Source organism: Paraburkholderia yinzeri (assembly GCF_046581065.1).
GTDB lineage: Bacteria > Pseudomonadota > Gammaproteobacteria > Burkholderiales > Burkholderiaceae > Paraburkholderia.
The window spans coordinates 82,478-108,038 of record NZ_JBFOCJ010000001.1 but is presented as its reverse complement, the minus strand read 5'-3'; the positions used below and the strand labels follow the sequence as shown (position 1 = coordinate 108,038).

Sequence of the window (25,561 nt, the reverse complement as noted above, 5' to 3'; positions counted from 1 at the left end):
CGGACCGCGCGTGCCCGTGCCGCCGACGATCGGTTCGACCGCGCAGCCCGACTGGCTCACGCTTGTCGGGCTGCGTCCTTTTGGGCGTCCGGCGTGTCGGACCGGGGTTCGCCAAGGCCGCCCGGCAGCGCGAGCGGAACACGGCGCGCCCGGCGCGCGGCTCTCCAGATCTTCAGCAGGTGGTAGTAGAGCCTCGGGCTGAAGCCATAGCGGTAGGCGTGCAGGTTGCCGAAGGCGAGATGCAGCCCCGCCGAGAACTCGCGATTGCACGCGTGCAGCGAGACGACGATCGGCACGAGCCGGCGCAGAGACAGCCGCCGTGCGGCTTCGAGTTCGAGCGGCAGCGGGAGCGCCGTGAGGAAGCGCCAGGCGGCCAGCGACGACGCATGCGGCGTGCGGCGTGTCGCCTGGGAGATCGAAACGTCGCTCTTGCGATAGCACGAGACGTACTCGTCCACGTAGCACACCTGCTGCGCGGCGAGGCAGAGCTGCGTGCCGAACACGAAGTCGCAACATGTTCCGTACTGGTTTGGATAGCCTATGCGCTTGACGAGCGCCGCATTCGCGAGCCAGCCGTTGTTCGGGAACATCTGCAGGATACCCGCCCGGCCGGGCGGCACCTGCAACCCGGCCGCCGCGGCCGTGCGGTGGCAGGCGACATTGAGCCGGCGGCTCGCGGCATAGTCGATGCATCCGCGAGGATCCGTTTCGTACTGCTTGCCGAATGCCACGTCCAGATCGGGATGGCGTTCCCATTGCGCGAGGAGCCGCTCGACGCAGTTCGGCAGCAGGAAATCGTCGTCGTGGATCAGCAGGATCTTGTCGCCGCTCGCGCGCTCGAAGAGGCTCGCCACATTGCGCGCCTGGCCGAGCGCCGGCACGTTGCGCCGGTAGCGGATGCACGGCTCGCCAGCGTAGTGCGACGCGATCAGCTTTGCCGTGCTGTCGTCGCGAGAGTCGTCTCCAATCACGATCTCGACGTTCGCATGCGTTTGCATGAGACACGAGTCGATGCACGCTCGCAACAGATCCGGCCGGTTACACGTTGGCAGACAAATGGAGACTTTCGTTTGGATTGTCATAGCTCACCCCAATGCCTGAGGAAAACGAGAAGGTTCGTAATGCGAACTCCACTCGCTGGCAATGAAGGTAAGCGAAAAATATCCGAAAGAAATTGAAAATAAATAGAAAGGATGGGGGGTTTGCTGCGCTGCGTATCCGCTTCATTCAGGCCTTGAAATCAGGTCTGGAGCTGAACCTGGGCGGCTCGCACGCTGCGGCGGTGCAGCGACACCGAAAGCGCAATCGCCGCGGCTACGGCGATCGCAGCAAAGAGGAAGACCGATCCATACCCGAACAGATTCGCGACATAGCCCGCGAGCGGCCCGGTGATGCCGAGCGAGAGATCGACGAACAGCGAGTACGCGGAGAGGGCTGCGCCGCGGCTCGCGGCCGGCACGAGGCCCACGGCCTCCACGCCGAGCGCCGGGAACACGAGCGCGAAACCGAAGCCCGTGAGCGCGGCACCCGCTAGCGCGACATGCGGCACGGGCGCGAGCCACAGCAGGACGAGGCCTACGCATTCGCACGAGAACGACGCGATGGCGACGCGAAAGCCGCCGAAGCGCCGGATCGTGTTGGCGAACAGGAGGCGCGAGCCGATGAACATGAGGCCGAACACGGTCAGCGTGAGCGCGGCATCGGGCCAGTGGCGCGCGGCATAGAAAAGCGTGATGAACGTGGCGATCGAGCCGAAGCCGGCCGAGCCGAGCGCGAGCGCGAGGCCGTGCGGGAGCACGCGCAGGAACACGCTGCGATAGGACATGCGCTCGCCGTGGACGAGCGGCACGGGGGCGACGGGGCGCGCGAGCCAGTGGCCGAGCGCGGCGAGCGCGATGACCATCGCGCCGAGCGTCCAGAAACCGAGGTAATGCGTGAGTTCCACGCCCAGCGGCGCGCCGATGGCGAGCGCGCCGTAGGTGGCGATACCGTTCCAGGAGATCACGCGCGCGTTGTTGGCGGTGCCCACGCGGCCGATGCCCCAGAGGATCGCGCCGGTGCCGCAAAGACTTTCGCCGCAACCGAGCAGCAGGCGGCTTGCCACGATGAGCGTGAGCGAGAGTTCGGGCCAATGCGCGACGAGCGCGGCGAGCAGGAGCAGCACGCCGCTCGCGCCGCAGCAGATCAGGCCGATGCCGACCGTGCGCTTGGGGCCGAGCGTGTCCGCCGAGCGGCCCGCGAGCGCGCGCGAGGCGAGCGTGGCGAAGTACTGTACGCTGATCGCGCCCCCTGCCAGGACCGTGCTGAAACCCAGGTCGTTATGGACGTACCCCGGCAGGACGGCGAGCGGAATGCCGATGGTCAGATAGCAGAGGAACGTGAAAAAGACGACCGGAATGATCTGCAAGGTCGTCGCAAACGAACTGCGCTCAGGCGCCGTGTCAGCGGACATGGGGAAAATGCGGATGGAAGACGCTGGAAAGGCGTGATTCTCCCATGGAACCGGTTCTTCTGCAGTTGCAGAAAAGAGATTTTGGCCATCAGGAGATGCGTGAGGCGTGGCGGCAGGGTCGTGCCATCCGCTCCAGAGTGGCGATATTGAGATAATTTGAAGAGAAATGTCGCAACTTGGCCATCTCCACATAAGCAGTCCGGCACCGGGATCCCTCGATTTATCGATTCAACGATATATCCCCCATGTACCTCTGCCTATGGGTTGCAAATATTGGTGGTGATAGCGTTCGAACCGTCCACAGAAGCGTGCCTCGCCTCCCCAGCCGGGCCGCACAATCAGACGAGCCAGAAATCATGAGTCAGCCGATCCGCTTCTACCACCGCAACGCGATTCGCGAAGTCAGCGACGCAGGCGTCACCCGCACCGTTCTCCAGTACCTGCGCGAGGACGCGCACTGCACCGGCACCAAGGAAGGGTGCGCGGAAGGCGACTGCGGCGCCTGTACGGTCGTGGTCGGCGAGCGCAACGAGGCGGGCGGCGTGAGCTTCAAGGCCGTCAATGCCTGCATCCAGTTCCTGCCGACGCTCGACGGCAAGGCCCTGTTCACGGTGGAAGACCTGCGCCAGCCGGATGGCGCGCTGCATCCGGTGCAGCAGGCCATGGTCGACTGCCACGGTTCGCAGTGCGGCTTCTGCACGCCGGGTTTCGTGATGTCGATGTGGGCGCTCTACGAGAAGCATGGGCACGAGCACGCGGGCACCGCCCCGGCGGCCGGCGGCTGCGCGGGCAAGGGCGCCTGCAGCGTGCCTTCGCGCGACGAGATCGCCAACGCGCTCACCGGCAACCTGTGCCGCTGCACCGGCTATCGCCCGATCCTCGACGCCGCCGAGCGCATGTTCGAGGCCGGCGCGCCGAAGCGGCCCGTCGACGTCGAGGCGCTCGCCCGTACGCTCTCGACGCTCGAACGCAAGGACACCTTCCATTACGAGCACAAGGGCCAGCAGTACGACGCGCCGCGCACGGTCGAAGCGCTCGCCGCCATCAAGGCCGCGCGCCCGAACACGCGCATTCTCGCGGGCAGCACCGACATCGGCCTGTGGGTCACGAAGCAGATGCGCGATCTGGGCGATATCGTCTACGTGGGGCAGGTGGAGGCCATGCGCCGGATCGAGGTGGGCAACGACTGGATCGAGATCGGCGCGGGCGTGAGCGTGGAGCGCGCCTATGCCGAGCTCGCGAAGCACTATCCCGAACTCACCGAGATGTGGCAGCGCTTCGCTTCGCTGCCCATCCGCAACGCCGGCACGATCGGCGGCAACGTCGCGAACGGCTCGCCGATCGGCGACTCGATGCCGGGCCTGATCGCCCTTGGCGCGCACGTGGTGCTGCGCGGCGCGGAAGCGTCGCGCGAACTGCCGCTCGAAGACCTCTACCTCGCGTACCAGAAGAAGGACATGGCCGAGGACGAATTCGTGCTCGCGCTGAAGGTGCCGACGCGCACCGGCATACGCAAGAACCTGAAGTTCCGCACCTACAAGGTCTCGAAGCGCTTCGATTCCGACATCTCGGCCGTGTGCGCGGCCTACGCGTTCATCGCGGACGGCGAAACGATCCGCGAGCCGCGCATCGCATTCGGCGGCATGGCCGCCACGCCCAGGCGCGCAACGCACGCGGAAGGCGTGCTCGCCGACGCGCACTGGCACGAGGCCACGGCGCAGGCGGCGATGATCGCGCTCGGCAAGGACTACGCGCCGCTCTCGGATATGCGCGCCACCGACGAATACCGCATCGAGGCGGCGAAGAACACGCTGTATCGCTTCTGGCTGGAGACGCGCCCGAACAACCCGCTCGCGCAGCAGGCCGTGAACGTGCGCGCCGTGTTGCCCGCCGGCGCCGCCGAGGCCGCAGCGTCAGTCTGAGACTTCAGGAAACGAGAAGGAGAACATAATGAATCAGCAAGCCGAACCGTTCCTGAAGGATGCGCAGGCCCTAGAGAATTTCACCCAGGTCCACGTGTCGCGTCCGCACGAGTCGGCGCATCTGCACGTGAGCGGGCGCGCGACCTACACCGACGACATTCCGGTCGTGGCCGGCACGCTGCACGCGGCGCTCGGGCTTTCGCAGAAGGCTCACGCGCGCATCGTCTCGATGAATCTCGACAAGGTGCGCGCGACGCCGGGCGTCGTCGCGGTGCTGACCGCCGGGGACATTCCGGGCGTGAACGACTGCGGCCCGATCATCCACGACGATCCAGTGCTGGCCGATGGCGTGGTGCAGTACGTCGGCCAGCCGATGTTCATCGTCGTGGCCACGTCGCACGATATCGCGCGCCAGGCCGCGCGCCGCGGCGAGGTGGTCTATGAAGAACTGCCCGCGGTGCTCACGGCGCAGCAGGCGCGCGCCGCGAACCAGTTCGTGCTGCCGCCGATGAAGCTCGCGCGCGGCGACGCCTCCACGCGCGCCGCACGCGCCGCGCATCGCCACGAAGGCGAGATGCTGCTGGGCGGCCAGGAGCAGTTCTACCTCGAAGGCCAGATCAGCTACGCGGTGCCGAAGGACGACGACGGCATGCATGTGTGGTGTTCGACGCAGCACCCGAGCGAAATGCAGCACCTCGTCGCTCACGTGCTGGGCGTGCATTCGCACAACGTGCTCGTGGAGTGCCGCCGCATGGGCGGCGGCTTCGGCGGCAAGGAATCGCAGTCGGGCCTCTTCGCCTGCTGCGCGGCGCTCGCAGCGTGGAAGCTGCTGTGCCCCGTGAAGCTGCGCCCGGACCGCGACGACGACATGATGGTCACCGGCAAGCGCCACGATTTCCACTACACCTATGAAGTGGGCTATGACGACGCAGGCGTGATCGAAGGCGTCTCGGTGGACATGACCTCGCGCTGCGGCTTTTCCGCCGACCTCTCGGGTCCCGTGATGACGCGCGCCGTCTGCCATTTCGATAACGCTTACTGGCTGCCCGACGTTTCCATCGCCGGCTTCTGCGGCAAGACCAACACGCAGTCGAATACCGCGTTTCGCGGCTTCGGCGGCCCGCAGGGCGCGTTCGCGATCGAGTACATCATGGACGACGTCGCGCGCGCGCTCCGCCTCGACCCGCTCGACGTGCGCCTGCGCAATCTCTATGGCAAGACGCAGAACAACGTCACGCCGTACGGCCAGGAGATCGAGGACAACGTCATTGCCGAACTGCTCGACGAGCTCGTGACGACGAGCGACTACCGCGCACGCCGTGCGGAAATCCGCGAGTTCAACGCGAACAACGAGGTGCTCAAGAAGGGCATCGCGATTACACCCGTGAAGTTCGGCATCGCCTTCAACGTGACGCACTTCAACCAGGCCGGCGCGCTCGTCCACATCTATACGGACGGTTCGGTGCTCGTGAACCACGGCGGCACCGAAATGGGCCAAGGCCTCAACACGAAGGTCGCGCAAGTGGTGGCGCACGAGCTCGGCATCGACTTCGCGCGCGTGCGCGTGACGGCCACCGATACGAGCAAGGTCGCCAACACCTCGGCGACGGCTGCCTCGACGGGCTCGGACCTCAACGGCAAGGCCGCGCAGGATGCCGCGCGCCAGCTGCGCGAGCGGCTGGCGGCGCTCGCGGCGAAGCTCTACGGGCAGGATGGGGTCAGCGCCGGCGATGTGCGTTTCGCGAACGATCACGTGATCGTCGGCGGCGAGATCGTGTCGTTCGAAACGCTGGTTTCGAAGGCGTACCTCGCGCGCGTGCAGCTCTGGTCGGACGGCTTCTATGCCACGCCGAAGCTGTACTGGGATCAGGCCAAACTGCAAGGCCGGCCGTTCTACTACTACTCGTACGGCGCAGCCGTTTCGGAAGTGGTGATTGACACGCTGACGGGCGAAATGCGCGTGCTGCGCGCCGACGCGCTGCACGACGTGGGGGCCTCGCTGAATCCGGCGCTCGACGTGGGCCAGGTGGAAGGCGGCTTCATTCAGGGCATGGGCTGGCTCACCACCGAGGAACTCTGGTGGAAGCCGGACGGCAAGCTGATGACGCATGCGCCGTCCACCTACAAGATCCCGACCGTCAACGACACGCCGCTGCACTTCGACGTGCGCCTCTACAAGAACCGCAATGCGGAGGACAGCATCCATCGCTCGAAGGCCGTGGGCGAGCCGCCGCTCCTGCTGCCGTTCTCGGTGTTCTTCGCGATCCGCGACGCGGTGGCGAGCGTGGGCGACTACCGCTTCAATCCGCCGATGAATGCGCCCGCCACGGCAGAGGAAATCCTCAAGGCCGTGCGCGCGGTACGTACCGCCATGCGTGGCTGACAGGCTGAGCCAGGCATTTCGAGGGAGCATGCCGAGATGAATCGTCATCCGAATCATTGCGTAAGCGTCGATACGACGGGCCGGGTGCTCATCGGCCGCCGCAGCACGCCGGTGCCGCAGTACGGGCCGATGCACGTCGTGCTGTTTGGCGCCGGGCACGTGGGCCATGCGCTCGTGCATCTGCTCGGCATGCTGCCGTGCGTCGTGCAGTGGGTGGACGAGCGCGACGAGCTGTTCCCGGACGAAGTGCCGGCCAACGTGCAGATCGAAGCGACCGACACGCCCGCCGCGATCGTGGACGAAGCGCCGCCGGGCGCCTGGTTCATCGTGATGACGCACAACCACGCGCTCGACTTCGAGCTGACCGAGCGCATCATGCGGCGGCGCGATTTCGCGTGGTTCGGGTTGATCGGCTCGAAGACCAAGCGCGTGAAGTTCGAGCGGCGCCTGCTCGATCGCGGCGTGCCGGCCGAGCGGCTTGAGGAAATGGTGTGCCCGATCGGTGTGACGGGCATCGTCGACAAGGCGCCTTCGTCGATCGCGGTGGCGGTGGCGGCTCAATTGATGCAGTTGCGCGTGCCGAATGGGACACTGGAGCGGGTTGGCGTTCTCGCGCAATAATTCGTCGTACATAAGGTGGCGCGCGGTGGCCGCACCGCCGCCGCGCACGTCAGGGGGATGCATTTGCACTATTGCATCCCGCGCGCCCCGAGGCCTTTAATGCTCGCAACGGGGTGCGAATGGGCGGCAGCAGCCGTGCTGCAAACGAACGCCCGGTGCCTCGCCATTCCTGTGCGCGTGAGGCCTCCCATGAAAATCATTCTCGCAATTTCGGCGGTAGTCGCGGCGTCGTTCGTGTCGGGCATTGCCATGGCCGACGGGGGACAGCCGCTTTCGCAGGACGAATTGCAGCAACTGCTGCCTGGCGCGAAGGTCGAGATCACCAATCCGGACAACAGCAAGAGCACGTGGACAAACGCCGCGGATGGCTCGGTCGACGCGCACTGGCTATCGGGCGACCCGACCAGCAAGCACGCCTATAACGGCAACGGGACAGGCACCTGGAAAATATCCGGCGACGGCAAGTTCTGCGCCCATATCCAATGGCGCAAAGGCGTTACGGATTGGTGCCGCGCGGTCGTCAAGCAGGACGACGGTTCGTTTGTTCTGGATGGCTCGCCAGGCCTGAAGATGGTTGTGTCGAGGTAAGCGGCGCCGCGGCGCGCGGTGCGCGCTTCGCTTCCGGCCGGCTGCGCGCGGTGAGTTTGCGCGACACCTCATCCACGAGCCCCCGCAGCCAGTCCACGTCGCTCGGCCGGTCCGGGTGCGGATGCCACATCTGATAGCAGCGGATGCGCGGAAACGCGAGCGGCGGCTCGACCACGGCGATCGGCAGCAGGCTCGCGTAATGCAGCGCAAAACGCCGCGTGGTCGTGAACACGAGGTCCGACTGCAGCAGCACCTGCGGCACGAGTCCGAAGTAGGGCAGCCGCGTGACGATGCGCCGTTCGGCGCGCGCTTTCGCGAAACCGATGTCGATGGCGTTCGCATTCGAACCCGTATAGGGCGTCGGCGCGAGATGCGCGGCGCCCAGATAGGCCTCGCGCGTGAGCGGCGCGCGCGTGAGCGGGTGATCGGCGCGCATCATGCAGACCACCTTGTCGGCGAACAGGTCGCTGCGATGAAAACGCGCGTCGGGCTTCGGCCAGTTGCCGATCACGATGTCGAGCTCGCCCGCGTCGAGCGCCGCATGATGGTCGAGCGTCGGCGAAAGCGAGAGGATCTCCAGCCGCGCCGTGGGCGCCGCCTCGCGGAAGTGCGCGATCAGCGTCGGCATGAAGAAGTCGTTCAGGTAGTCGGGCGCCGCGAGCCGGAAAGTGCGCTTCGAGCGCGCCGGATCGAAGTCGCCATGCGGCGTGGAGACGAAATCGACGTCGCGCAGCACGCGCTGCGCGTGCTGCAGCAGCGACTCGCCGTATTCGGTGGGCACCATGCCGGCCTTGCCGCGCACCAGGATCGGATCGCCCAGGATCTCGCGCAGGCGCCGCAGCGCCGTGCTGATCGCGGGCTGGGTCTGGTTCAGCCGCAGCGCCGTTTGCGTGACGCTGCGCTCGATCAGCAGCGTGCGCAGCACGCGCACGAGCCAGATGTCGAGGGTAAGGGCGATGTCGTCCATGTAAAGGGGTGTCGATGAGGCGCGCGGGACGCGCGCAGGGAGCCGGGCACTCGTCTGCGCGCGCGTACCGGCTCAGCCATAACCATAGGCCGGCGCGCCCGCCGGCGCCATAGCCTGCGCGGTATGGCCGGCATCAGGACGCTTCGCCGGCCGGGCGCGCGGCCCCCTGGACCTTCGGCAACCCTCAACGGCCCCTTATTCCGCAGTGGCTTTCGCGAGCCCGGAAGGTAGCGTGCTGATGCGCTTCACCTCGCGCGAATCGAGCCAGTTCGGCGAACGGGCGCAGTAGAGCACCATCGGCAGCGCGTCCTCGCCCCAGAACAACTGCTTGTTCATCCAGAACGTCGGCACGCCGAACACGCCCAGCGCGATTGCGTCGCTCGTGTTGCGGCGCAACTGGGCGCGCACGTTTTCCTGCTCGATCAGCGCTTCGCCGTGCGGGATGCCCACGCGCTCGCAAAGCTGTTCGAAACCTTCTTCGCTCGACGGGTCGCGGCCCTCGCGCCAGATGAAGCGGAAGATCTCGCGCACGCAGGCGAACTCGCCGCCCGCGGCGATGGCCAGCAGCATCGGTTTGACCGAGTCGAACGGGTGCGCGGGCGGCATTTTGAAGGGAATGCCGAGCTGGTCCGCGCGAAAGAGCGCGTGGCGGTACGTGTAGATGCGTTTGGCCGGGATCGCGAGGCCCCCCGCCTGGCCCCAGTGACGGTACAGGTCGGTCAGCAGCACGGGGCACGGCACGAAGTCGAAGGTCGGCCACTTTTGTTGCTGCTCCAGCAGCAGGTACGAGAACGGCGAGACGAAGTCGTAGAACCACGTGGGCTGGTTGACGTCGATGCCGCTGAGATCGATGCCGCTGATCATGCTGTTCCTCCGCTATGCGCTTCATGCGGACCGCCCGAAGCGCGGTCCGTCGTTTCGGTTTCGTTATGGATTGCGATGTTGCGCGCTGCACCACGATCTTGCGTGCCCGCGGCCACGCGCGCTATCGGTGTCATTCCGGGCGCGCTGGGTCGGGTCGCGCCGTGTCCTGTCCCTCTTGCGCCGTCTCATCGGCCGTGCCGGGCTCCGCCATGTCGTCGCTGTCGTTGCCGCTGTCGTCGGCGTCGCCGTTGTCGCCGTCGGCCGCGTGCTCCGCGGGCGGGCGCGCCGCGATATGCGAGAGGCGCGCGCGCACGAAGCCAATGTGTTCGCGCAGCACGTAGAACTGTTCCGCATAGGCGAGCGGCATCTTCATGCCGTTGACCGACTCCTCGATCGTGTCGAGCTGGCGCACGAGCGCGCGGCGCTCGGCGGGCGAGGTGTCCGCCATCGAGGCGCGTTCGAGCGCGATCAGCGCGCCGTACCAGCGGTAGATCCGCGATTTCACCCGCCACGCATACAGCGACGGCACGAGGCGCAGCCCCGGGATCAGCACGACGATGATCGGCACGAGCAGCACGATCAGCCGGTCGGCGAGGCTCGCGAGCCAGAACGGCAGCACGCGGTAGAGGAAGCTCTTGCCCGACTTGTAGTAGCGCGCGGCGTCGTCGCTGATCGGGAAGTCCTGGGCGCGCGGCGCGGGGAATTCGCCGGCGTTCTGCATGAGCGTCGCGCGCCCATGCACCGTCTTCGCCGCCTCGATCAGCAGGTCCGAGAGCGCCGGGTGCAACGAGTCGCGCGCGACCAGCTCGGCGGTCGGCGCGACCATGTACATCGGCTTCGGCGGCAGGTTGTGGCCAAAATCGAAGGCGCCCATCGGGATCGTGACCGCCGTGAGGTAGGGGAAGCGGCGCGCGTACGCGTCGGCCTGGGTGAAGTCGAAGAACCGCACGCCGGGCATGCGCAACAGGCGTCCCATGACCGGCGGCTGCGCCGAGTCGCCCGAGAGGAACACGGCATCCACCTTGCCCGCCACGAGCGCGCGCGCCGCGTCGTCGCCCGACAGCGGCAGCAGTTGCGTCGTGCCGCCCGGCTCGATGCCGTTCGCCTTCAGCAGGGCCAGCGCCAGCTCGCGCGCGCCGCTGCCCTGCGCGCCGATGGCGAGCCGCTCGCCTTCGAACTGCGAGAGGCGCGTGGCCACGGGCCCGTGGTAGAACACGGCGAGCGGCACATAGGCGACGCTGCCGAGCGAAACGAGCCCGTCGGGCACCTTGCTTGCGAGGCCGTCCTGCACGAATGCCACGTCGACGCCGGACTTGGGGTCGGCGAGGCGCTGGAGGTTCTGCACCGAGCCTTCCGACTCGAGCACGTTCAGCGTGATGCCGTTGCGCGCGAGGATCGCCTTGTACTTCTGCGCCGCGTTCCAGAACGTGCTGCCCTTGGGGCCGGTGCTCATCGTGAGCGTGCTGGGCGGCGCGGGCTGGATGAGCCGCACCGCGAGCCAGATGGCGGCGGCGCTCACGAGCAGGATCGGCCCGAACGAGACTGCCAGGTCGCGCCATGAAATCGCCACGAAACGCGCGACGAGACGAGGGGCAGATTTGCGGCCGGTGGGAGACTTCATCGGGGGAGTGCGGGCCTCGGGTTCCGTGGGGTAATTGGGGGAGGTCGTCAGCCTGCGCCTCGGGGGCGTCTATCGGATGTCGAAGCGACGCCGACGGCACGTCAGGCGCCGGATCTGCCCGCCGATGGTACATGAGATTCGACGATGCGGCGCTTTCAGGCGGGGGGCGGCCGGCGCACGTGGAGTGTGGCCTGACACACAGGCATCGTCAAAAACAGCGTATACCGTAGGTGCAGGAACCCGGGGCCGTGTGCGGCCTCATCGCAGGACACTGCCATGACTATCCACACTTACACCGATCTCCCGCTCGTCGATCGCGCCGCCTTCGAGCTCGCGTGCGCGCGTCACGGCTTCGCGCCGATCCATTTCGATATCAGCGGTGCGGCCGATCCGGACGACCCGGCTCACGGCGAACTCGTGATCGTGCGGCGCGGCGCCTGGGCCCAGGCCTATCGCATCGACGCGCGCGGGCAATGGCTGCGCCAGTTCGAGGCCGATCTGAACGGCCGCTTCTTCCAGTTCGCGCCGCACGCCTGAGCGGCGCGGCCGCCTGCCCGGCCGCGCCGGGCGGAGGCCCTAGGCCAGCACGAGCCGCACGCCCACGAGCGTGAGGGTCGCGGCCAGCAGGATGCGCAGAAGGCGCTCGGGCGCGCGCGACGACAGCAGGCTGCCGATCGCGATGCCGGGCAGCGACCCGCACAGCAGCGAAAGCAGCATCGGCCAGTTGATCGAGCCGAGCAGCCAGTGCCCCGCGCCGGCCAGCAAGGTGAGCGGCACGGCGTGCGCGACGTCGGAGCCGACGATGCGCACGGTCGGCAACGCCGGATAGAGCAGGAGCAGCACGGTCACACCGATCGCGCCCGCTCCCACCGAGGTGAGCGACACCAGCACGCCCAGCACCGCTCCCGTGAGCATCGTGAGCGCCAGCGTACCGGCCTCGCCCGGCCCGCGGCGGTGACGCGCGGCGAAGGCGGCAAGCTGCGGCCGGAAGATCAGGGCGACGGCCGTGATCAGGAGCGCGGCGCCCAGCACGGCCTGGATCAGATGGCCGGCGCGCGGCGTGTCCATTCCATAGCGATGCAACAGGATCAGCGTGACCGTGGCCGCGGGCACGCTGCCGGCCGCGAGGCGCAGCGTCACGCGCCAGTCCACCGAACCCTTGAGCCCATGGACCAGCGTGCCCGCCGACTTGGTTGCGGCGGCGTACAGCAGGTCCGTGCCCACGGCCGTTGCCGGGTGGACCTTGAACAGCAGCACGAGGATAGGCGTCATCAGCGAACCGCCGCCCACGCCGGTCAGGCCGACGAGGAACCCGACGCCCAGGCCGGACAGCGAATACAGCAGATCGATATGAGGTAGATGCATCGCGGTCGGGACAGGTTCGGGGGCCGGTTCAGGGTACGTGGCCGCCATGACGGATGGCTGACTGTCCGGGCGCGCCGTAAGCGGCGCGTCAGGCTGGACAGCGGCAAAGCCTGGCGGCGAAAATCCGCTATTGTCGCAAAACCGGCGATCCGGCGCAGGGCGGCCCCAATTTTGTCAGGTATTGCCCCGCACGCGCTACTTCACAGACAACCATGAATCCCGGCATCCTCTACGCCTTTCTCGCCTTCGTGATGTGGGGTCTCTTCCCCGTCTACTTCAAGACGCTGCACCAGATCCCGGCCCTCGAAATGCTCGCGCACCGCATGGCCTGGTCGCTCGTCTTCGTGCTCGCCGTGCTTCTCGTGCGGCACCACTGGCGCTGGCTCGGTCCCGTGCTGCGCAACCGGCGCCTCGTCGGCCGCTTCGCGGCCAGCGCCGTGCTGCTCTCGGCGAACTGGGGCATCTACATCTGGGCCGTGAACGCCGGGCATATCGTCGAAGCGAGCCTCGGCTACTTCATCAATCCGCTCATCAACGTGCTGTTCGGCTATGCGTTTCTCGGCGAGCGGCTGCGGCCGCTGCAATGGTGCGCCGTGGGCGTGGCCGCGGCGGGCGTCGTGTGGCTGACCTGGCAGAACGGCGCGCCGCCGTGGATCAGCCTCGCACTTGCGTTTACCTTCGGCGGCTATGGCCTCTTGCGCAAGACCGCGCAACTCGGCGCGCTGGAAGGACTCGCGCTGGAGACGCTGCTGCTCTTTCCCGTGGCGATCGTCTATCTCGCGATGCTGAGCCTCGTCGGCGCGAGCCACTTCGGCCACGCGCCGCTGCCGCTCCAGTTGCTGCTCGCCTGCTCCGGGCCCGTGACGGCGATTCCCTTGCTGCTGTTCGGTGCCGCCGCGCGGCGCATTCCGCTCTCGACGCTAGGCCTCGTTCAGTACGTCACGCCCACGCTGCAACTGCTGACGGGCGTGTTCGTGTATCACGAGTCGTTTGGCGCGGTACGCGCCATGGGCTACGGTGCGATCTGGATGGCGCTCGCGCTCTACTCGTTCGAGGGGCTGCGCAATACGGTGTCCGTCCGCGAGGCGCGCCGGGCGTAGCGTGCTGGTCCGCGTTCGCCGCACGCGGTAGGATGGTTCCCGATCGCGCGCCGCCTGGGTCGATGCACGCCGGCGCGAACCCGACGGTTCGTGGAACGATAAAGGAGTGAGACACGCATGAGTATCGAGGCCGCCCATCGCTTCGAGGAAGCGTTCGCGCCGCGCATCGCGGCGCAACTGGCAAGCCAGTTCGGCCCGGCCGTGCATGTGGAAGTCGTGCCTCGCGAGGGGCACGGGCATCCCACGCGCGTGCGCCTCATTGGCGCGGCGAGCGAATACCGGCATCCGTATGTCTATCCGCTCAACGTGTCGCTCACGTGGGACGTCGACGAGATCGAGCGGCTGATGGAGCCAGGCGGCGAGGCGCGTTTCGAGCACTATCTGGCGGCGATGGTGCGCAAGATGGCGTCGTGGGAAACGGCACGTCCCGTTGATTTCGCCTCGCGCACCCAGGGCGAGCCGGAGGTGCTGCTCGGGGGGCTCGACTTCGAGGGCTGAACGTCGAGGGCTGAGCTTCGAGAGCTTAACTACGAGGGCCGATGCTGCGCTTTAAAACCCGCCCATGATGTGCATGGCGAGCACGGCCTTCACGGCCATGCCGATCGCCACGCAGCCCGCAAACGCCGCGAACGACTGCTGCAAGCGTGCGCCGCTCACGTGATGCGCGATGCTGCGCCCGCCCAGCATGCCCGCGAGCGCGCCGGCCGCGAACGGCAACGCCTCGGGCCAGAGCATGTGTCCCGACGCCGCCGAGGCGGCTACGCCCGCCGAAGAAACGAGCGCGATCACCGCAAGCGAGGTGGCGACGATGCCCCGCATGGGAATATCGGAGGCACGCCTGAGCGCGGGCACGATGACGAAGCCGCCGCCCACGCCGAGGAGTCCTGAAAGAAAACCGGACAGCACGCCCGAGAGCGCGAGCGAGCGCGCGCACGGCGCGGTCCAGTCGAGCTTGCCGCGTTCGGCGTTCAGGCGGCACGGCAGGTTCGAGGGTGCGAGTTCGGGGCCGCCGTGGGTCGCGCCGCTCTTCTGGCGGAACATGCGCACGGCGACCATCGCCAGCACGCCCGCGAACACGAGCGTGAGCGGCGCGTCGGGCACGCGGTGCGCGACCCACAAGCCGAGGGGCGAGATCAGCGCGCCGCAGGCGGCCATCAGCGCGGCGGCCTTGTAGCGCACCTGCCCCTCGCGCAGCGCGAGCAGCGCGCCAAGCCCCGCCGAGAGGCCGACCGCGAGCAGCCCGATCGGCGCGGCCTGCGCCACTTCGAGCCCGAGTCCGAACACGAGCAGCGGCACGGCGAGGATCGCGCCGCCCGCGCCGGTCAACGCGAGGATGATCCCGACGATGGAACCGAGCGCGGCGCTGACGAGCATGGCGGTGGGCATGGTGTGGCTCCCGGGCGTTCGATCAGCTCTGCGAAGCGCGCGTGAACCACTCGCGGCCCTTGAGCATGCCCCACCAGTAGAAGCTCGGCAGCACCGTTGCCTTGAGGAACCACATGAGGCGGCGCGGCCGTGTCGGGTCGAGCGGGAAGGTGGGCAGCAGCTTGCCGCCATAGCCGAACTCGGCGAGCACGACCTTGCCGCGCTCGACCGTGAGCGGGCACGAGCCGTAACCGTCGTAGCGGTACACGAGCGGCTTGCCGGCGCGCGCGGCGAGCAGATTTTCCGCGACGATCACGGCCTGCTTGCGCGCGGCCGCACCGGTTTTCGCATTGGGCGCGGAGCAGACGTCGCCGAGCGAGAACACGTTCGGGTAGCGCGGATGCTGCAGCGTCGCGTGGTCGACTTCGCACCAGCCGGCGGTGTCGGCAAGCTGGCTGTCGCGGATGAAGTCGGGCGCCACCTGCGGCGGCACGACGTGAAGCATGTCGAAGCGCTTCTGCTCGCGCGTGACCTGGCCTTCGGCGTCCTTTATTTCGAACGTGGCGGTGCGCGACGGCCCGTCGACGGCGACGAGATTCGAAGAGAAGGCGAGGTCCGCGTTGTAGCGCTTCACATATTCCATGAGCGGCGGCACGAAGGTCGCGACGCCGAACAGCACGGCGCCCGCGAGATCGAACTCGACCTTGATCTTCGGGAGCACGCCACGCTTGTGCCAGTGATCGCACGACAGGTACATCGCTTTTTGCGGCGCCCCCGCGCATTTGATCGGCATGGCGGGTTGCGTGAAGAGCGCGGTGCCGGCCTGCATCTGCTGCACGAGCTGCCACGTGTAGGGCGCGAGGTCGTAGCGGTAGTTCGAGGTGACGCCGTTCTTGCCGAGCGTCGCTTCGAGGCCCTCGATGCGCTCCCACGCGAGCCGCAGGCCGGGCGCGACGATCAGATCGCGATACGCGATGGTTTCGCCGTTGTTCAGGCGGACGAGGTTGTTGTGCGGCTCGACGCGCGTGGCGGCCGCGCGGATCCACTTCACGCCGGCGGGGATCACGCTCGCCGTCGCCCGGCGCGTTTTCTCCGCGTCGAAGGCGCCGCCGCCCACCAGGGTCCAGGCCGGCTGATAGAAGTGCTCGTCGCTCGGCTCGACGATTGCGATTTTCAGGTTGCGCTGGCGGCGCAGCAGGCTCGACGTCACGGTGATGCCCGCGAGACCGCCGCCGATCACGACGACGTCCCAGGTCACACCGTCCGATCCGTTCGCCTCGTTCCATTCGCAGGCGGGCACCACCGCCGGGGCAGGCTCGGCCTGCGCAAGCGCCGGCGAGCGCGCGAGCTGATAAAGGCTCGTTGCGCGGTTGCCGCTGCGGCAATAGGCCAGCACCGGGCCGGGCATGTCGTCGAGCAGCTGCGCGAAACGTCGGGCGTCGTCGGTCGTGATCTGGCCGGGTTTCACGGGCAGATAGGCGAACTGCAGGCCGAGCTGCGCGGCGGCGGCCCGGATGTCCTGCGAGGCGGGCTGGGTTGCGCCGCCTTCGCCATCGGGACGGTTGCAGACGATCGAGCGATAGCCGGCCGCCGCGAGAGCGGGGAGGTCGTCGGGCGAGATCTGGTCGGCGCTGGCGAAGCGTTCGTCGAGCGGGACAATTTGCATGGGGGAAGACTCCTGATCAAGGATGGCCGGGCCGGTTGCGGCGGCGTTCGAGGGCGGTGTAGAGCGTCATGCCGGCGAGCATGGCGGCGACGAAGAGCCAGGCGCGCGGCTGACCGCTGCCCGCGCTCACGAGCGCGGGACCGGGGCAGAAGCCCGCGAGTCCCCAGCCCACGCCGAACACGAGGCTGCCGGCCACGAGCCGGGCATCGACGCGGCGGGCTGTGGGCAACTGCATCGGTGCGCCCAGGACGCTCGTGCCGCGCGAGCGGGAGAGGCGAAAGCCGACGGCGGCCAGTGCGACGGCGCCGGCCATGACAAACGCGAGCGAGGGATCCCAGCGGCCGGCCAGGTCGAGGAAGCCCAGCACCTTGGCGGGGTTGGCCATGCCCGAGAGAATCAGGCCGATGCCGAACACGAGGCCGCAGACAAACGCGTTGACGATCCGCATATTCAGGCTCCGGCAAGGTGCCGCGCCACGTAGACCGTGGCGAAACCGGTCGCCATGAAGGCGCCGGTGGCGACGAAAGACCGTAGTGAGCCGCGCGCGATGCCGCAGACGCCGTGACCGCTCGTGCAGCCCGAGGCGTAGCGCGTGCCGATGCCCACGAGCAGACCGGCGCAGACGAGCGTGACAGGCGAGGCGGCGATGACGGGAGCAGGGAGGGGTGCGGCGATGCGCCACAGCCAGGGCGCGGCGAAGAGGCCCGCCAGAAAGGCGAGACGCCAGGCGCGCTCGCCGCGCGAGGTGCCGAAGAGCCCGCCCACGACGCCGCTGATCCCGGCGACGCGCCCGTTGCCGAGCACGAAGAGCGCGGCGGCCGCGCCGATCAGGAGGCCGCCCGCGAGCGAGGCAAGCGGCGTGAAGTGTGCGAAATCGATGGCGGGGCTCACGCCGGCCTCGCCTTGAGACGGCCGCAGTAGAGGCTCGAGAGCGTCTGCATGACCTGGATGACTTCGTGGCTCGCGAGGCTGTAGTAGATGTACTTGCCCTCGCGGCGCGTGGCCACGAGCCCCTCTTCGCGCAACACGCCGAGGTGCTGCGAAAGACTCGGCTGATGCACGCCGACCAGCGCCTCCAGCTCGCCGACGTTGCGCTCGCCTTCGGTGAGCTGGCACAGCAGCAGCAGGCGGTCTTCATGCGCGAGCGCCTTGAGCAGCGCGCAGCATTTTTCGGCGGATTCGCGCAGGGCGGCGAGGGCTTCGGGAGTGAGCGGCGAGTTCATTTGTCGCACCAGTGGGCGGGGTTGCCATCAGTCAATTTATTGACAAACATTATATGCATTAATAATATGTGTTTCAATAGACAATCAGGCGCATCGCCTGGAGCCCAGCATGTCCGCCCATACCCCTCTCTCCGCCAACGTTTCGTCCGCGCTCGTCGAGCCGTTCTTCGATCCCGTCACCGCCACCGTGACCTATGTCGTCCATACGGGGCGCGGCTCGGCGTGCGCGATCGTCGACCCGGTGCTCGACTACGACCCGAAGTCGGGCCGCACTTCCACCGAGTCGGCCGACCGCGTGATCGCGTTCGTGCGCGAGTACGGGCTCACGGTGCAATGGCTGCTCGAAACCCACGCGCACGCGGACCACCTTTCCTCCGCGCCGTATCTGAAGTCGCAACTGGGCGGGCGCATCGCCATTGGCGAGCACATCCGCACGGTGCAGGGCGTGTTCGGCAAGGTATTCAATCTCGGCGCGGCAGTGAACGGCGACGGCAGCGAATTCGATCATCTCTTCAAGGACGGGGAGATCTTCGAGGTCGGGCCGCTCGCGGCGCGTGCGCTGCACGTGCCGGGCCACACGCCCGCCGATCTCGCGTACCGGATCGGCGACGCCGTGTTCGTCGGCGACACGATGTTCATGCCCGACGTCGGCTCCGCGCGCTGCGATTTCCCCGGTGGCGACGCGCATACGCTCTACCATTCGGCGCGCCGGCTGCTCGACCTGCCCGGCGAAACGCGCCTCTTCATGTGCCACGACTACCCGCCCGGCTCGCGCGGGCCGCGCTTTCACACCACCGTAGCCGAGCAGCGGCGCGAGAACATCCACCTGCACGACGGCGTGAGCGAAGACGCCTTCGTCGCCATGCGCACCGCGCGCGACCGCACGCTGGCGATGCCGAACCTGATCCTGCCTTCGATCCAGGTGAACATCCGCGCGGGCCGCATGCCCGAGCCGGAGGACAACGGCGTGCGCTATCTGAAGATTCCGCTCGACGCGCTCTGAGGTGCCGCGGCGAGCGCGCCGGGCCGCCGCCGCGGGCGTCACCTGCCTCGTGCGCTGGCGGCGGGGCAAGCGGCGCGTGCGCCTACGTCGGCACGCGCACCAGCCGTTCGGGCAGATACGCGCGCAGCGCCCGCGCATCCAGGTGCGCCAGGTCCTTGTCGAGTTCCTGCGTGACGACGTTTTGTGTCTGCGTGTCGAGAGCCTTGCGCAGCGCGCCTAGAAACGCCGGAGGCGCCGTGATGATCAGCGTGCCGTAGCGGTCCTCGGTCCGCGCCTTCGCGAGCGCCGTGGCGATCTGTGCGGCGAACAGCGTGGCTTCATGCTCGTGCTGGGTGGTGTCGGGGTTGGTGGCGTGGCGGCCGGGACCGGCGCGGTCGTAGGTGCGGCCGGGTTTGTCGCTCACGAGGCTTTGCTCCGGCACGCGTCCTTCCGGATGCAGCAGCGTCTCGACCTCGTCGATGGCGCCAAGCGGGCTTTCGGCCGCGAAAATGCGCGCGGTCACGCGGTTGGCGACGACAATCCAGATCGTTTTCGACATGTTTCCCTCCCGGGTCAGGCTCAGGGCCCCGGCGACGCGTCGCGACGTGGCGCAGGCCTTGCCGGAGCGGTAAGCGAAGCTGTGCGGCGCGAATGCCTAGGGTAGCGCGATCGCCGCGAGGGCGGGTGGCGAGATGTACGTGGTGCGCGCGCGCGTGGATTCGGAGAGGATGCGGTGCGGCTGAAGGCGCCGGGCGCCGCCGGATGCGCCGGCGGGCGCCAGGGCCGGCGCGGCGAACGGCGGGCTGTCGGACCTTGCCGCAGGGTGATGCAGCGAGGTTGGACTACTTGGCCTTGTCCGCCTCGTTCGTGATGGCCTGACCGCCCTTGGAGATGTCTTCGCCAGCGCCGGCGATGGTGTTGCACGCGGCGAGCGTGACGGCGAAAAGTGCAAGGGCAACGGCAAGGTAACGGCTCATGTCGGCTCTCCTTTTGGTGAAATCCCCAGAGACGGTGCGGTGCGCCGCGGGTCGCATTGCGCGCCGCGCGTGACAGGCGGGTGCGCGGTTTGCTACGGGCGCCAGTTGCTGAAAGGATTGTACGCGTGCGGCGAGCCGCGTGCCGGGTGCGGGGCCTGTCCCCGGGGGCTCAGGTGCGCCGGTGGGATTTGCGTACCACGAGCCACTTCGGCGAGCGGAAGCGCACGATGCTCACGTAGAGCCACACGTAGGTCAGCGCAAAGACCACCACGAAGCAGAACAGATGCAGCGTGTGGCGCCAGAACAGCGTGGCGGGAATCACGGCGATCAGGCACAGCAGCCAGAGGTAGGGCGAGGTGAGCGAGTTGCGGCGCGTGAGCTCGTGCGCCGTGCGGGCGCCCACGGCCCAGCGCATGAGCCGCTTGTAGACGAGCATGTGCAGGTGCACGCCGTCGGGAATGCCCGGCGACATGCCGCGCACGAACTTCTTCCGGTAGATCGAGAAGCAGGTCTCGAAGATCGGGTACATGAAAAGCAGCACCGGATACCACGCCGAAACGTCGCGATTGCGCATCACGAGCAGGATCGCCAGCTCGGCGAGCATGAAGCCGATGAAGTACGCGCCGCCGTCGCCGAGAAAGATCAGCCCGGCGGGGAAATTCCAGATAAAGAAGCCCATCACGGCGCCCATCATGATGAGCGACGCCGAGAGCACCACCGCATCGTGCACCTGGAAGGCGACGTAGGCGAGCGAGGCGAACATCATGAACGCGACCATCGAGGCGAGGCCGTTGAAACCGTCGATGATGTTGATCGCGTTGGCGAGCGCCGCGACGGCCAGCACCGTGATGGCGCACGAAATCGCCGCATACGAAAGCAGGAAATCGAGCGGCGGCACGCTGATGCGCGTGACGGCGATGCCGAGGATGAAGTAGGCGAGCGCTGCCGCCGCCATCGTGCAAAGGAGCCGCGCGAGCGGCGAGACGCGCTTCGTGAGGTCCTCGACGAGGCCGGAGGCGAACGCCGGGATGCCGCACGCGACGATGCCGAGGATGCCGCCCGAGACGGCCGGCCAGGCGTGATGGAGCTGCGCGGCCGCAACGACGAGGCCGGCCAGGATCCCGGTGCCGCCAATGCGCGGCACCGGCCTCGCGTGGAATTTCTGCACGCCCGCGAGATCGGAGTCCACGGAGAACCGCTCGTGCAGGTGCGCATAGCGCACGATCAGCAGCGTGACCAGCAAGGAGACGAGGAAACCGAGCGCAAAACTAAGCATGAAAGCGGCACGAGAGGTGTGGATGCGGGATTATACAAAGCCGGCGGGGCAGGCTTTGCGGCAGTCTGGCGTAGCGTTGCGCGGCCTTGTGCCATGATGGCTGCGCGTCACGCCGCGTAGCCGGTGTGCCTGCGTCGTTCCGGTCCCCTGTCACGTTGCCGAGCCGAGGTCCGCCATGCCCCATTCCGCCTGGGTCCGCGAAGCGATCCGCAAGATCGAAGCCGATTTCAACCGCTCCGCCGACACGCATCTGATTCCGCTCGACCTGCCCGGCTATCCGGACCTGCGCTTCTACTTCAAGGACGAATCGAGCCACCCGACCGGCAGCCTCAAGCACCGGCTTGCGCGCTCGCTTTTTCTCTACGCGCTGTGCAACGGCTGGCTCGACGAAAAGAGCACGGTGGTCGAGGCGTCGAGCGGATCGACGGCGATTTCCGAGGCCTATTTTGCGCGGCTTCTGGGTCTGCCGTTCGTCGCGGTGATTCCGGCCAGCACCTCGCGCATGAAGATCGCGGAGATCGAGTTCTACGGCGGGCGCTGTCACCTCGTCGCGAAAGCGTCGGAGATTTACGCCGAATCGCATCGCATCGCGCGCGAACTGGGTGGTCATTTCATGGACCAGTTTACCTACGCCGAGCGCGCGACCGACTGGCGCGCGAACAACAACATCGCCGAGTCGATCTTCAAGCAGATGGCCGCCGAAGAGCATCCGGTGCCGGCGTGGCTCGTGTCGAGCGGCGGCACCGGCGGCACGATCGCGACGCTCGGGCGCTATGTGGCCTACCGGCGGCACCCGACGCGCGTGCTGTGCGCCGACCCCGAGAATTCGGTGTTCTTCGATTACTTCAAAAGCGTGCTGGCGGGGCAGCCCGACGACAGCCTCACGCTCGACGTCGGCTCGCGCATCGAGGGGATCGGCCGGCCGCGCGTGGAGCGCTCGTTCATTCCCACGTGCATCGACGCGATGGTGAAGGTGCCAGATCCGCTTTCGTTCGCGGCGATGCGCTATCTGGCCGCGTGGCTGGGCCGGCGCGTGGGCGGGTCGACAGGCACCAACTTCGTGGGTGTGCTGCTGCTTGCGGAGCGGATGAAGGCGCAGGGCGAGCAGGGAGCGATCGTGAGCCTGCTGTGCGATAGCGGGGAGCGGTATCGGACCACCTACTATGACGACGCCTGGTATGCGGCGCAGGGGATGGCGATTGCCGAGGCGGATGCGGCGATTGCCCGGGCGGTGGGTGGGGAGGCGGTGCTTGCGCAAGGAGAAATCGCCGTGGGCACGGCCGGATTCTGAGTCGGGTCTTTGCGAGCGTTCAGCTGTGCTCCGCTGCGGCGGACGTCACTTCGATCAGCACGGGATGGTCGGGCACGTCGACGACGAACCGGCGCGTATTGCTACGGCGCGCGAGCGGCTCGCTTGACACGGTCGGATCGTAGAGCGCAATCTCGCTCGCTGTTTCGCCGAAGTCGACTTCCACCCTCGCAGGAGGATGGGAGACGGGCGTGCCGGTGGCGCGGTTCCAGATCGGCACTTCGTTCCACAGCGCCAGCACGACGCGGCCGTCCGCCTTCTGCAACAGCAGGCTGTTGCCCGATACCGGTAGTCCCGCGAGCGTTACGGCGGGCATGCCGCGAGTCGACGAGTCGCGCGCGCGCGCGAGCGGCGCGCTCAGGATCGAAGTGAGGTTGTGAATCGCCGTCGCAACCGGCTTCGGACTATTGTCGTTGCGAAAAAGACCGAAGTGCATCTCGCCGTTCTTGCTTTGCGGATCGGGTTTTTCGTCGAGCAGCTCATAGACGTAGGTGCGTACCACGCCCGCCGCGGCGGCATCGAAGTAGCCGTTGAGCACGCCTTTGGCCTGGGTCGGCTCGTCCACTCCCAGCATGTACCAGCCTGCCTGAGGTATCGAGAAATAGCCGAACTCGGTGATAACAATGGGGAGTCCGAATTTTTTCCGGCCGTCGGTGGCCCATGCCAACCAGTGGTCGCCATTGGCGTTGTAGCCTGGCTGCTCGCCGTTCTGAGGATACATGTGGGCATTCGCATGATCGGCGGCCTCTGCGCGGGTGGCGACCGGCTTGATGTCGTAGCCGGTGAGGTCGTAGACCGCGACGCCCGCGAGCGCGGGGTCGCCCTTGACGTGACGGTAGATCGTCCGCTGCGCGCCGAGCCCGGCTGCATCGCCCTTGAGTCCGTCGTATTGGACCGGGAAGTTGTCGATTTCGTTGAAGCCTTCCACGGCGGCAACGCTGCCCGGCGCGGCCGCGTTGAACGCATCCAGTTGCTGCAGCGATTCGGCCACGTTGGGCCGGATGACATAGTCGAAGCGCACGCCATGCTGCGCGAGATACACATAGCTCTCGAACGGCGCCGAGCCGTCGGGCGTGCCTTCGCGGATGTGATGCACGCCCAGCCACGCGAGGTCGTCGGCCACGTTGCGCACGTTCGCGTAGGCACCGTCCCGGTAGTTGATGTGGGTGTTCACGGCGAGCGAATCGAGGAATGCGGCGGCGCTTATCGTAGGGACGCGCGGCTCCGCGGGCGTGGGCGTCGCTGCGGGCCATGCCGTGCACGAGAGCAGCAGCGCGAGTGCCAGCGCAACCGCATTTGCGGCGCTGCCGGAGAGGCCCGTGCAGGAATCAGCCCGCCTCATCGGCTGGCTCCGCAGCGGGCTTCTGGCCATGTGCCCACCGTAGCACCGCGTAGCGCAGCGATGCGATGCGGTCGAGCGCGCGGGCGCAGACGGTGGGCTCCGTGCGCGCGGTCCAGACCAGCGCGACACCGGTCAGGCCAATCCAGAGCGTGATGTGCGGCCAACTGAGCGGGGCGAAGACGAGCGTCGCCCCATAGGCGGCGAGGACGAGCAGCGCGGGAGGGGTCAGCATCCGCACCGGGGTCCAGTCGAACCTTGCCGCGCGAAAGAGCAGCACGGCGTCGAGCACGGCGCGCGCGCTCCATGCGAGCGCCGCTCCGAACACCCCGAAGGTGTGCAGGGCCCACCACAGCATGGCGAAGAATGGCAACACTTCGTAGACCTGAAAACGTGCGACGACGTCGGGCCGGCCGGTTGCCTGCAGGTGACAGGTCGCGATCAGGGCGAGCGCGTTGATCCAGATGCCGACGAGGATCGTCTCGCCGACCGACATTGCCTGAGCGGCAAACGACTTCCCGACCCACAGCGCGAGAAACGGATGCATGAGGAACATGCCGAAAACCGTCATGGGCGTGAGCATGGCGGCAAGGCCGCGGATCGCGCTTGAGGAGAGCGCTGCGGCGTTCGCGGCGTCGAGCGCAGAGAGTCGTGGAAACAGCGTGCGCGCGATGACTGCCGGAAAGAGCCGCATGCGCGCGCCGAGATTGAACGGCACCTGATAATAGGTAACGGCCTGCGGCCCGAGCGCGTGGCCGATCATGAGCCGGTCGGCGGTTTCCAGCAGCGGCTGGGCGAGGCTCGTGACGCTGATCCACGCGCCATAGGAAAAGAGTTTGGGAACCAGTTCGCGACGCGGGCCGCTGGCAAGTTTCAGTGGAAAGACCTGCCAGGCCGCGAACACATGGAGCGTCAGCGAGGCGACGCCGGCCACGAGCGTACCGTACACGAGATAGCGCAGGCTCGGTCCGAAGACGAGCGCCGCGCCTAGCGGAATGAGCTGATACCCCAGCGTGACCGGGAGCTGCACCGCGTTGACCGTGCCGAAGCGCTCGCGCCCGGTGAGCGCGCCGTTGAACACGAAGATCAGATTCGAAAGCGGCACAAGACAGGCCACCCAGGGCAGTGCCGGCACCAGTTCGGCGCGCAACCCCCCGCCTATGTCGAAGTAAGCGAGCAGCGTGTGCATGAGTGCATAGAGCACGAGACCGCCCACGAGCCCCAGCAAGGCATTCAGGATTGCCGCCGTCCACAGTACCGCTTCGCGCTCGTGGTGGGGTGCATCCGCGAGTTGCGCGATGCGGTTGGACGTAGCCGAGGACAGCCCCAGATCGAGAAAGCCGAAATACCCCTGCACCATCCAGACGATGGCAAGCACGCCGTAGCGTGCCGCGCCGATATGTTCGAGATAGATGGGTGTCGTGACGAGCGCGACGAACATCGGCAGGATGCTGCCGGCAAAGTTCAGCGTGGCGCTGCGTTTCAGACTGGGCTTGGCGGTCATGGAAGGGTCCGGTGCACGTCCCACCCATTCTGGCCGA

25 protein-coding genes are annotated in these 25,561 nt (G+C 67.5%); 9 read left to right on the top strand and 16 right to left on the bottom strand.

Annotated features, from left to right (window positions below):
• Positions 1–56 precede the first annotated feature (56 nt).
• Entirely contained in the window at positions 57–1,082 is a 1,026-nt protein-coding gene (locus WJ542_RS00465; protein WP_411186875.1) for a glycosyltransferase family 2 protein, read from the bottom strand.
• 158 nt (positions 1,083–1,240) lie between these two features.
• On the bottom strand, positions 1,241–2,452 hold the full coding sequence (locus WJ542_RS00460; protein ID WP_411186873.1) for an MFS transporter: 1,212 nt from the start codon (positions 2,450–2,452) through the stop codon (positions 1,241–1,243).
• A 356-nt stretch (positions 2,453–2,808) separates the two neighbouring features.
• Between WJ542_RS00460 and xdhA the strand changes: the two genes are divergently transcribed.
• The 4 genes from xdhA (at position 2,809) to WJ542_RS00440 (ending at position 7,966) form a co-directional block, all read left to right on the top strand.
• A complete protein-coding gene (gene xdhA / locus WJ542_RS00455) occupies positions 2,809–4,374 on the top strand; it encodes a xanthine dehydrogenase small subunit (RefSeq protein WP_411186871.1) in 1,566 nt (521 codons plus the stop codon).
• Positions 4,375–4,402: 28 nt separating this feature from the next.
• On the top strand, positions 4,403–6,757 hold the full coding sequence (gene xdhB, locus WJ542_RS00450) for a xanthine dehydrogenase molybdopterin binding subunit (RefSeq protein ID WP_411186869.1): 2,355 nt from the start codon (positions 4,403–4,405) through the stop codon (positions 6,755–6,757).
• Between the two features lie 36 nt (positions 6,758–6,793).
• Positions 6,794–7,378: a xanthine dehydrogenase accessory protein XdhC gene (gene xdhC, locus WJ542_RS00445; RefSeq protein ID WP_411186867.1), complete on the top strand. Its 585-nt coding sequence runs from the start codon at positions 6,794–6,796 to the stop codon at positions 7,376–7,378.
• 189 nt (positions 7,379–7,567) lie between these two features.
• Positions 7,568–7,966 carry a hypothetical protein gene (locus tag WJ542_RS00440; protein WP_411186865.1) on the top strand — a complete coding sequence of 133 codons (399 nt, stop codon included), beginning with the start codon at positions 7,568–7,570 and terminating at the stop codon, positions 7,964–7,966.
• Here the strand turns inward: WJ542_RS00440 and WJ542_RS00435 are convergent.
• From WJ542_RS00435 to WJ542_RS00425, 3 genes are all read right to left on the bottom strand, one after another.
• Positions 7,899–8,933 (bottom strand): LysR family transcriptional regulator, encoded by a 1,035-nt coding sequence (locus WJ542_RS00435; RefSeq protein WP_411186863.1) that lies wholly within the window; start codon positions 8,931–8,933, stop codon positions 7,899–7,901. The genes WJ542_RS00440 and WJ542_RS00435 overlap by 68 nt on opposite strands.
• 195 nt (positions 8,934–9,128) lie before the next feature.
• On the bottom strand, positions 9,129–9,797 hold the full coding sequence (locus tag WJ542_RS00430; RefSeq protein WP_027795728.1) for a 2-hydroxychromene-2-carboxylate isomerase: 669 nt from the start codon (positions 9,795–9,797) through the stop codon (positions 9,129–9,131).
• A 130-nt stretch (positions 9,798–9,927) separates the two neighbouring features.
• Positions 9,928–11,418, bottom strand: a complete 1,491-nt coding sequence (locus WJ542_RS00425) for a TAXI family TRAP transporter solute-binding subunit (protein ID WP_411186861.1) — start codon at positions 11,416–11,418, stop codon at positions 9,928–9,930.
• Between the two features lie 276 nt (positions 11,419–11,694).
• Here WJ542_RS00425 and WJ542_RS00420 point away from each other — a divergent pair, with 276 nt between their 5' ends.
• Positions 11,695–11,955: a hypothetical protein gene (locus tag WJ542_RS00420; protein WP_411186859.1), complete on the top strand. Its 261-nt coding sequence runs from the start codon at positions 11,695–11,697 to the stop codon at positions 11,953–11,955.
• 39 nt (positions 11,956–11,994) lie between these two features.
• Here the strand turns inward: WJ542_RS00420 and WJ542_RS00415 are convergent, their stop codons facing one another.
• Complete coding sequence (locus tag WJ542_RS00415; protein ID WP_411186857.1) at positions 11,995–12,783, bottom strand: sulfite exporter TauE/SafE family protein; 789 nt, start codon at positions 12,781–12,783, stop codon at positions 11,995–11,997.
• Positions 12,784–12,995: 212 nt separating this feature from the next.
• Between WJ542_RS00415 and rarD the strand changes: the two genes are divergently transcribed.
• Positions 12,996–13,883, top strand: a complete 888-nt coding sequence (gene rarD, locus WJ542_RS00410) for an EamA family transporter RarD (RefSeq protein WP_411186855.1) — start codon at positions 12,996–12,998, stop codon at positions 13,881–13,883.
• A 117-nt stretch (positions 13,884–14,000) separates the two neighbouring features.
• Positions 14,001–14,381 carry a DUF5594 family protein gene (locus tag WJ542_RS00405; protein WP_411186853.1) on the top strand — a complete coding sequence of 127 codons (381 nt, stop codon included), beginning with the start codon at positions 14,001–14,003 and terminating at the stop codon, positions 14,379–14,381.
• A gap of 51 nt (positions 14,382–14,432) precedes the next feature.
• On the opposite strand, the gene WJ542_RS00400 is transcribed toward WJ542_RS00405, so the two are convergent.
• Genes WJ542_RS00400 through WJ542_RS00380 form a run of 5 tightly spaced genes read right to left on the bottom strand, consistent with a single transcriptional unit; the run spans position 14,433 to position 18,137 of the window.
• Entirely contained in the window at positions 14,433–15,269 is an 837-nt protein-coding gene (locus WJ542_RS00400; RefSeq protein ID WP_411186851.1) for a sulfite exporter TauE/SafE family protein, read from the bottom strand.
• Positions 15,270–15,291: 22 nt separating this feature from the next.
• Entirely contained in the window at positions 15,292–16,914 is a 1,623-nt protein-coding gene (locus WJ542_RS00395; protein ID WP_411186849.1) for a bifunctional protein tyrosine phosphatase family protein/NAD(P)/FAD-dependent oxidoreductase, read from the bottom strand.
• Positions 16,915–16,930: 16 nt separating this feature from the next.
• Positions 16,931–17,362 (bottom strand): DUF6691 family protein, encoded by a 432-nt coding sequence (locus WJ542_RS00390; protein WP_411186847.1) that lies wholly within the window; start codon positions 17,360–17,362, stop codon positions 16,931–16,933.
• Between the two features lie 2 nt (positions 17,363–17,364).
• Positions 17,365–17,805 carry a YeeE/YedE family protein gene (locus WJ542_RS00385; protein WP_411186845.1) on the bottom strand — a complete coding sequence of 147 codons (441 nt, stop codon included), beginning with the start codon at positions 17,803–17,805 and terminating at the stop codon, positions 17,365–17,367.
• Complete coding sequence (locus tag WJ542_RS00380; RefSeq protein WP_411186843.1) at positions 17,802–18,137, bottom strand: metalloregulator ArsR/SmtB family transcription factor; 336 nt, start codon at positions 18,135–18,137, stop codon at positions 17,802–17,804. Before WJ542_RS00380 ends, WJ542_RS00385 begins: the two co-directional genes overlap by 4 nt.
• A 109-nt stretch (positions 18,138–18,246) precedes the next feature.
• On the opposite strand from WJ542_RS00380, the gene WJ542_RS00375 reads away from it, so the two are divergent.
• Complete coding sequence (locus tag WJ542_RS00375; RefSeq protein WP_411186841.1) at positions 18,247–19,140, top strand: MBL fold metallo-hydrolase; 894 nt, start codon at positions 18,247–18,249, stop codon at positions 19,138–19,140.
• Between the two features lie 82 nt (positions 19,141–19,222).
• On the opposite strand, the gene WJ542_RS00370 is transcribed toward WJ542_RS00375, so the two are convergent.
• From WJ542_RS00370 to WJ542_RS00360, 3 genes are all read right to left on the bottom strand, one after another.
• Entirely contained in the window at positions 19,223–19,678 is a 456-nt protein-coding gene (locus WJ542_RS00370) for a host attachment protein (protein ID WP_411186839.1), read from the bottom strand.
• A 283-nt stretch (positions 19,679–19,961) separates the two neighbouring features.
• Positions 19,962–20,096 (bottom strand): entericidin A/B family lipoprotein, encoded by a 135-nt coding sequence (locus WJ542_RS00365; protein WP_027795716.1) that lies wholly within the window; start codon positions 20,094–20,096, stop codon positions 19,962–19,964.
• Between the two features lie 169 nt (positions 20,097–20,265).
• Entirely contained in the window at positions 20,266–21,372 is a 1,107-nt protein-coding gene (locus WJ542_RS00360; protein ID WP_411186837.1) for an MraY family glycosyltransferase, read from the bottom strand.
• A gap of 175 nt (positions 21,373–21,547) precedes the next feature.
• Here WJ542_RS00360 and WJ542_RS00355 point away from each other — a divergent pair, with 175 nt between their 5' ends.
• Positions 21,548–22,663: a PLP-dependent cysteine synthase family protein gene (locus WJ542_RS00355; protein WP_411186835.1), complete on the top strand. Its 1,116-nt coding sequence runs from the start codon at positions 21,548–21,550 to the stop codon at positions 22,661–22,663.
• Positions 22,664–22,682: 19 nt separating this feature from the next.
• Here the strand turns inward: WJ542_RS00355 and WJ542_RS00350 are convergent, their stop codons facing one another.
• Positions 22,683–24,023: a glycoside hydrolase 5 family protein gene (locus WJ542_RS00350; RefSeq protein WP_411186833.1), complete on the bottom strand. Its 1,341-nt coding sequence runs from the start codon at positions 24,021–24,023 to the stop codon at positions 22,683–22,685.
• Positions 24,010–25,524 (bottom strand): flippase, encoded by a 1,515-nt coding sequence (locus WJ542_RS00345; protein WP_411186831.1) that lies wholly within the window; start codon positions 25,522–25,524, stop codon positions 24,010–24,012. The genes WJ542_RS00350 and WJ542_RS00345 overlap by 14 nt, the downstream gene beginning before the upstream one ends.
• Between the last annotated feature and the right edge of the window lie 37 nt (positions 25,525–25,561).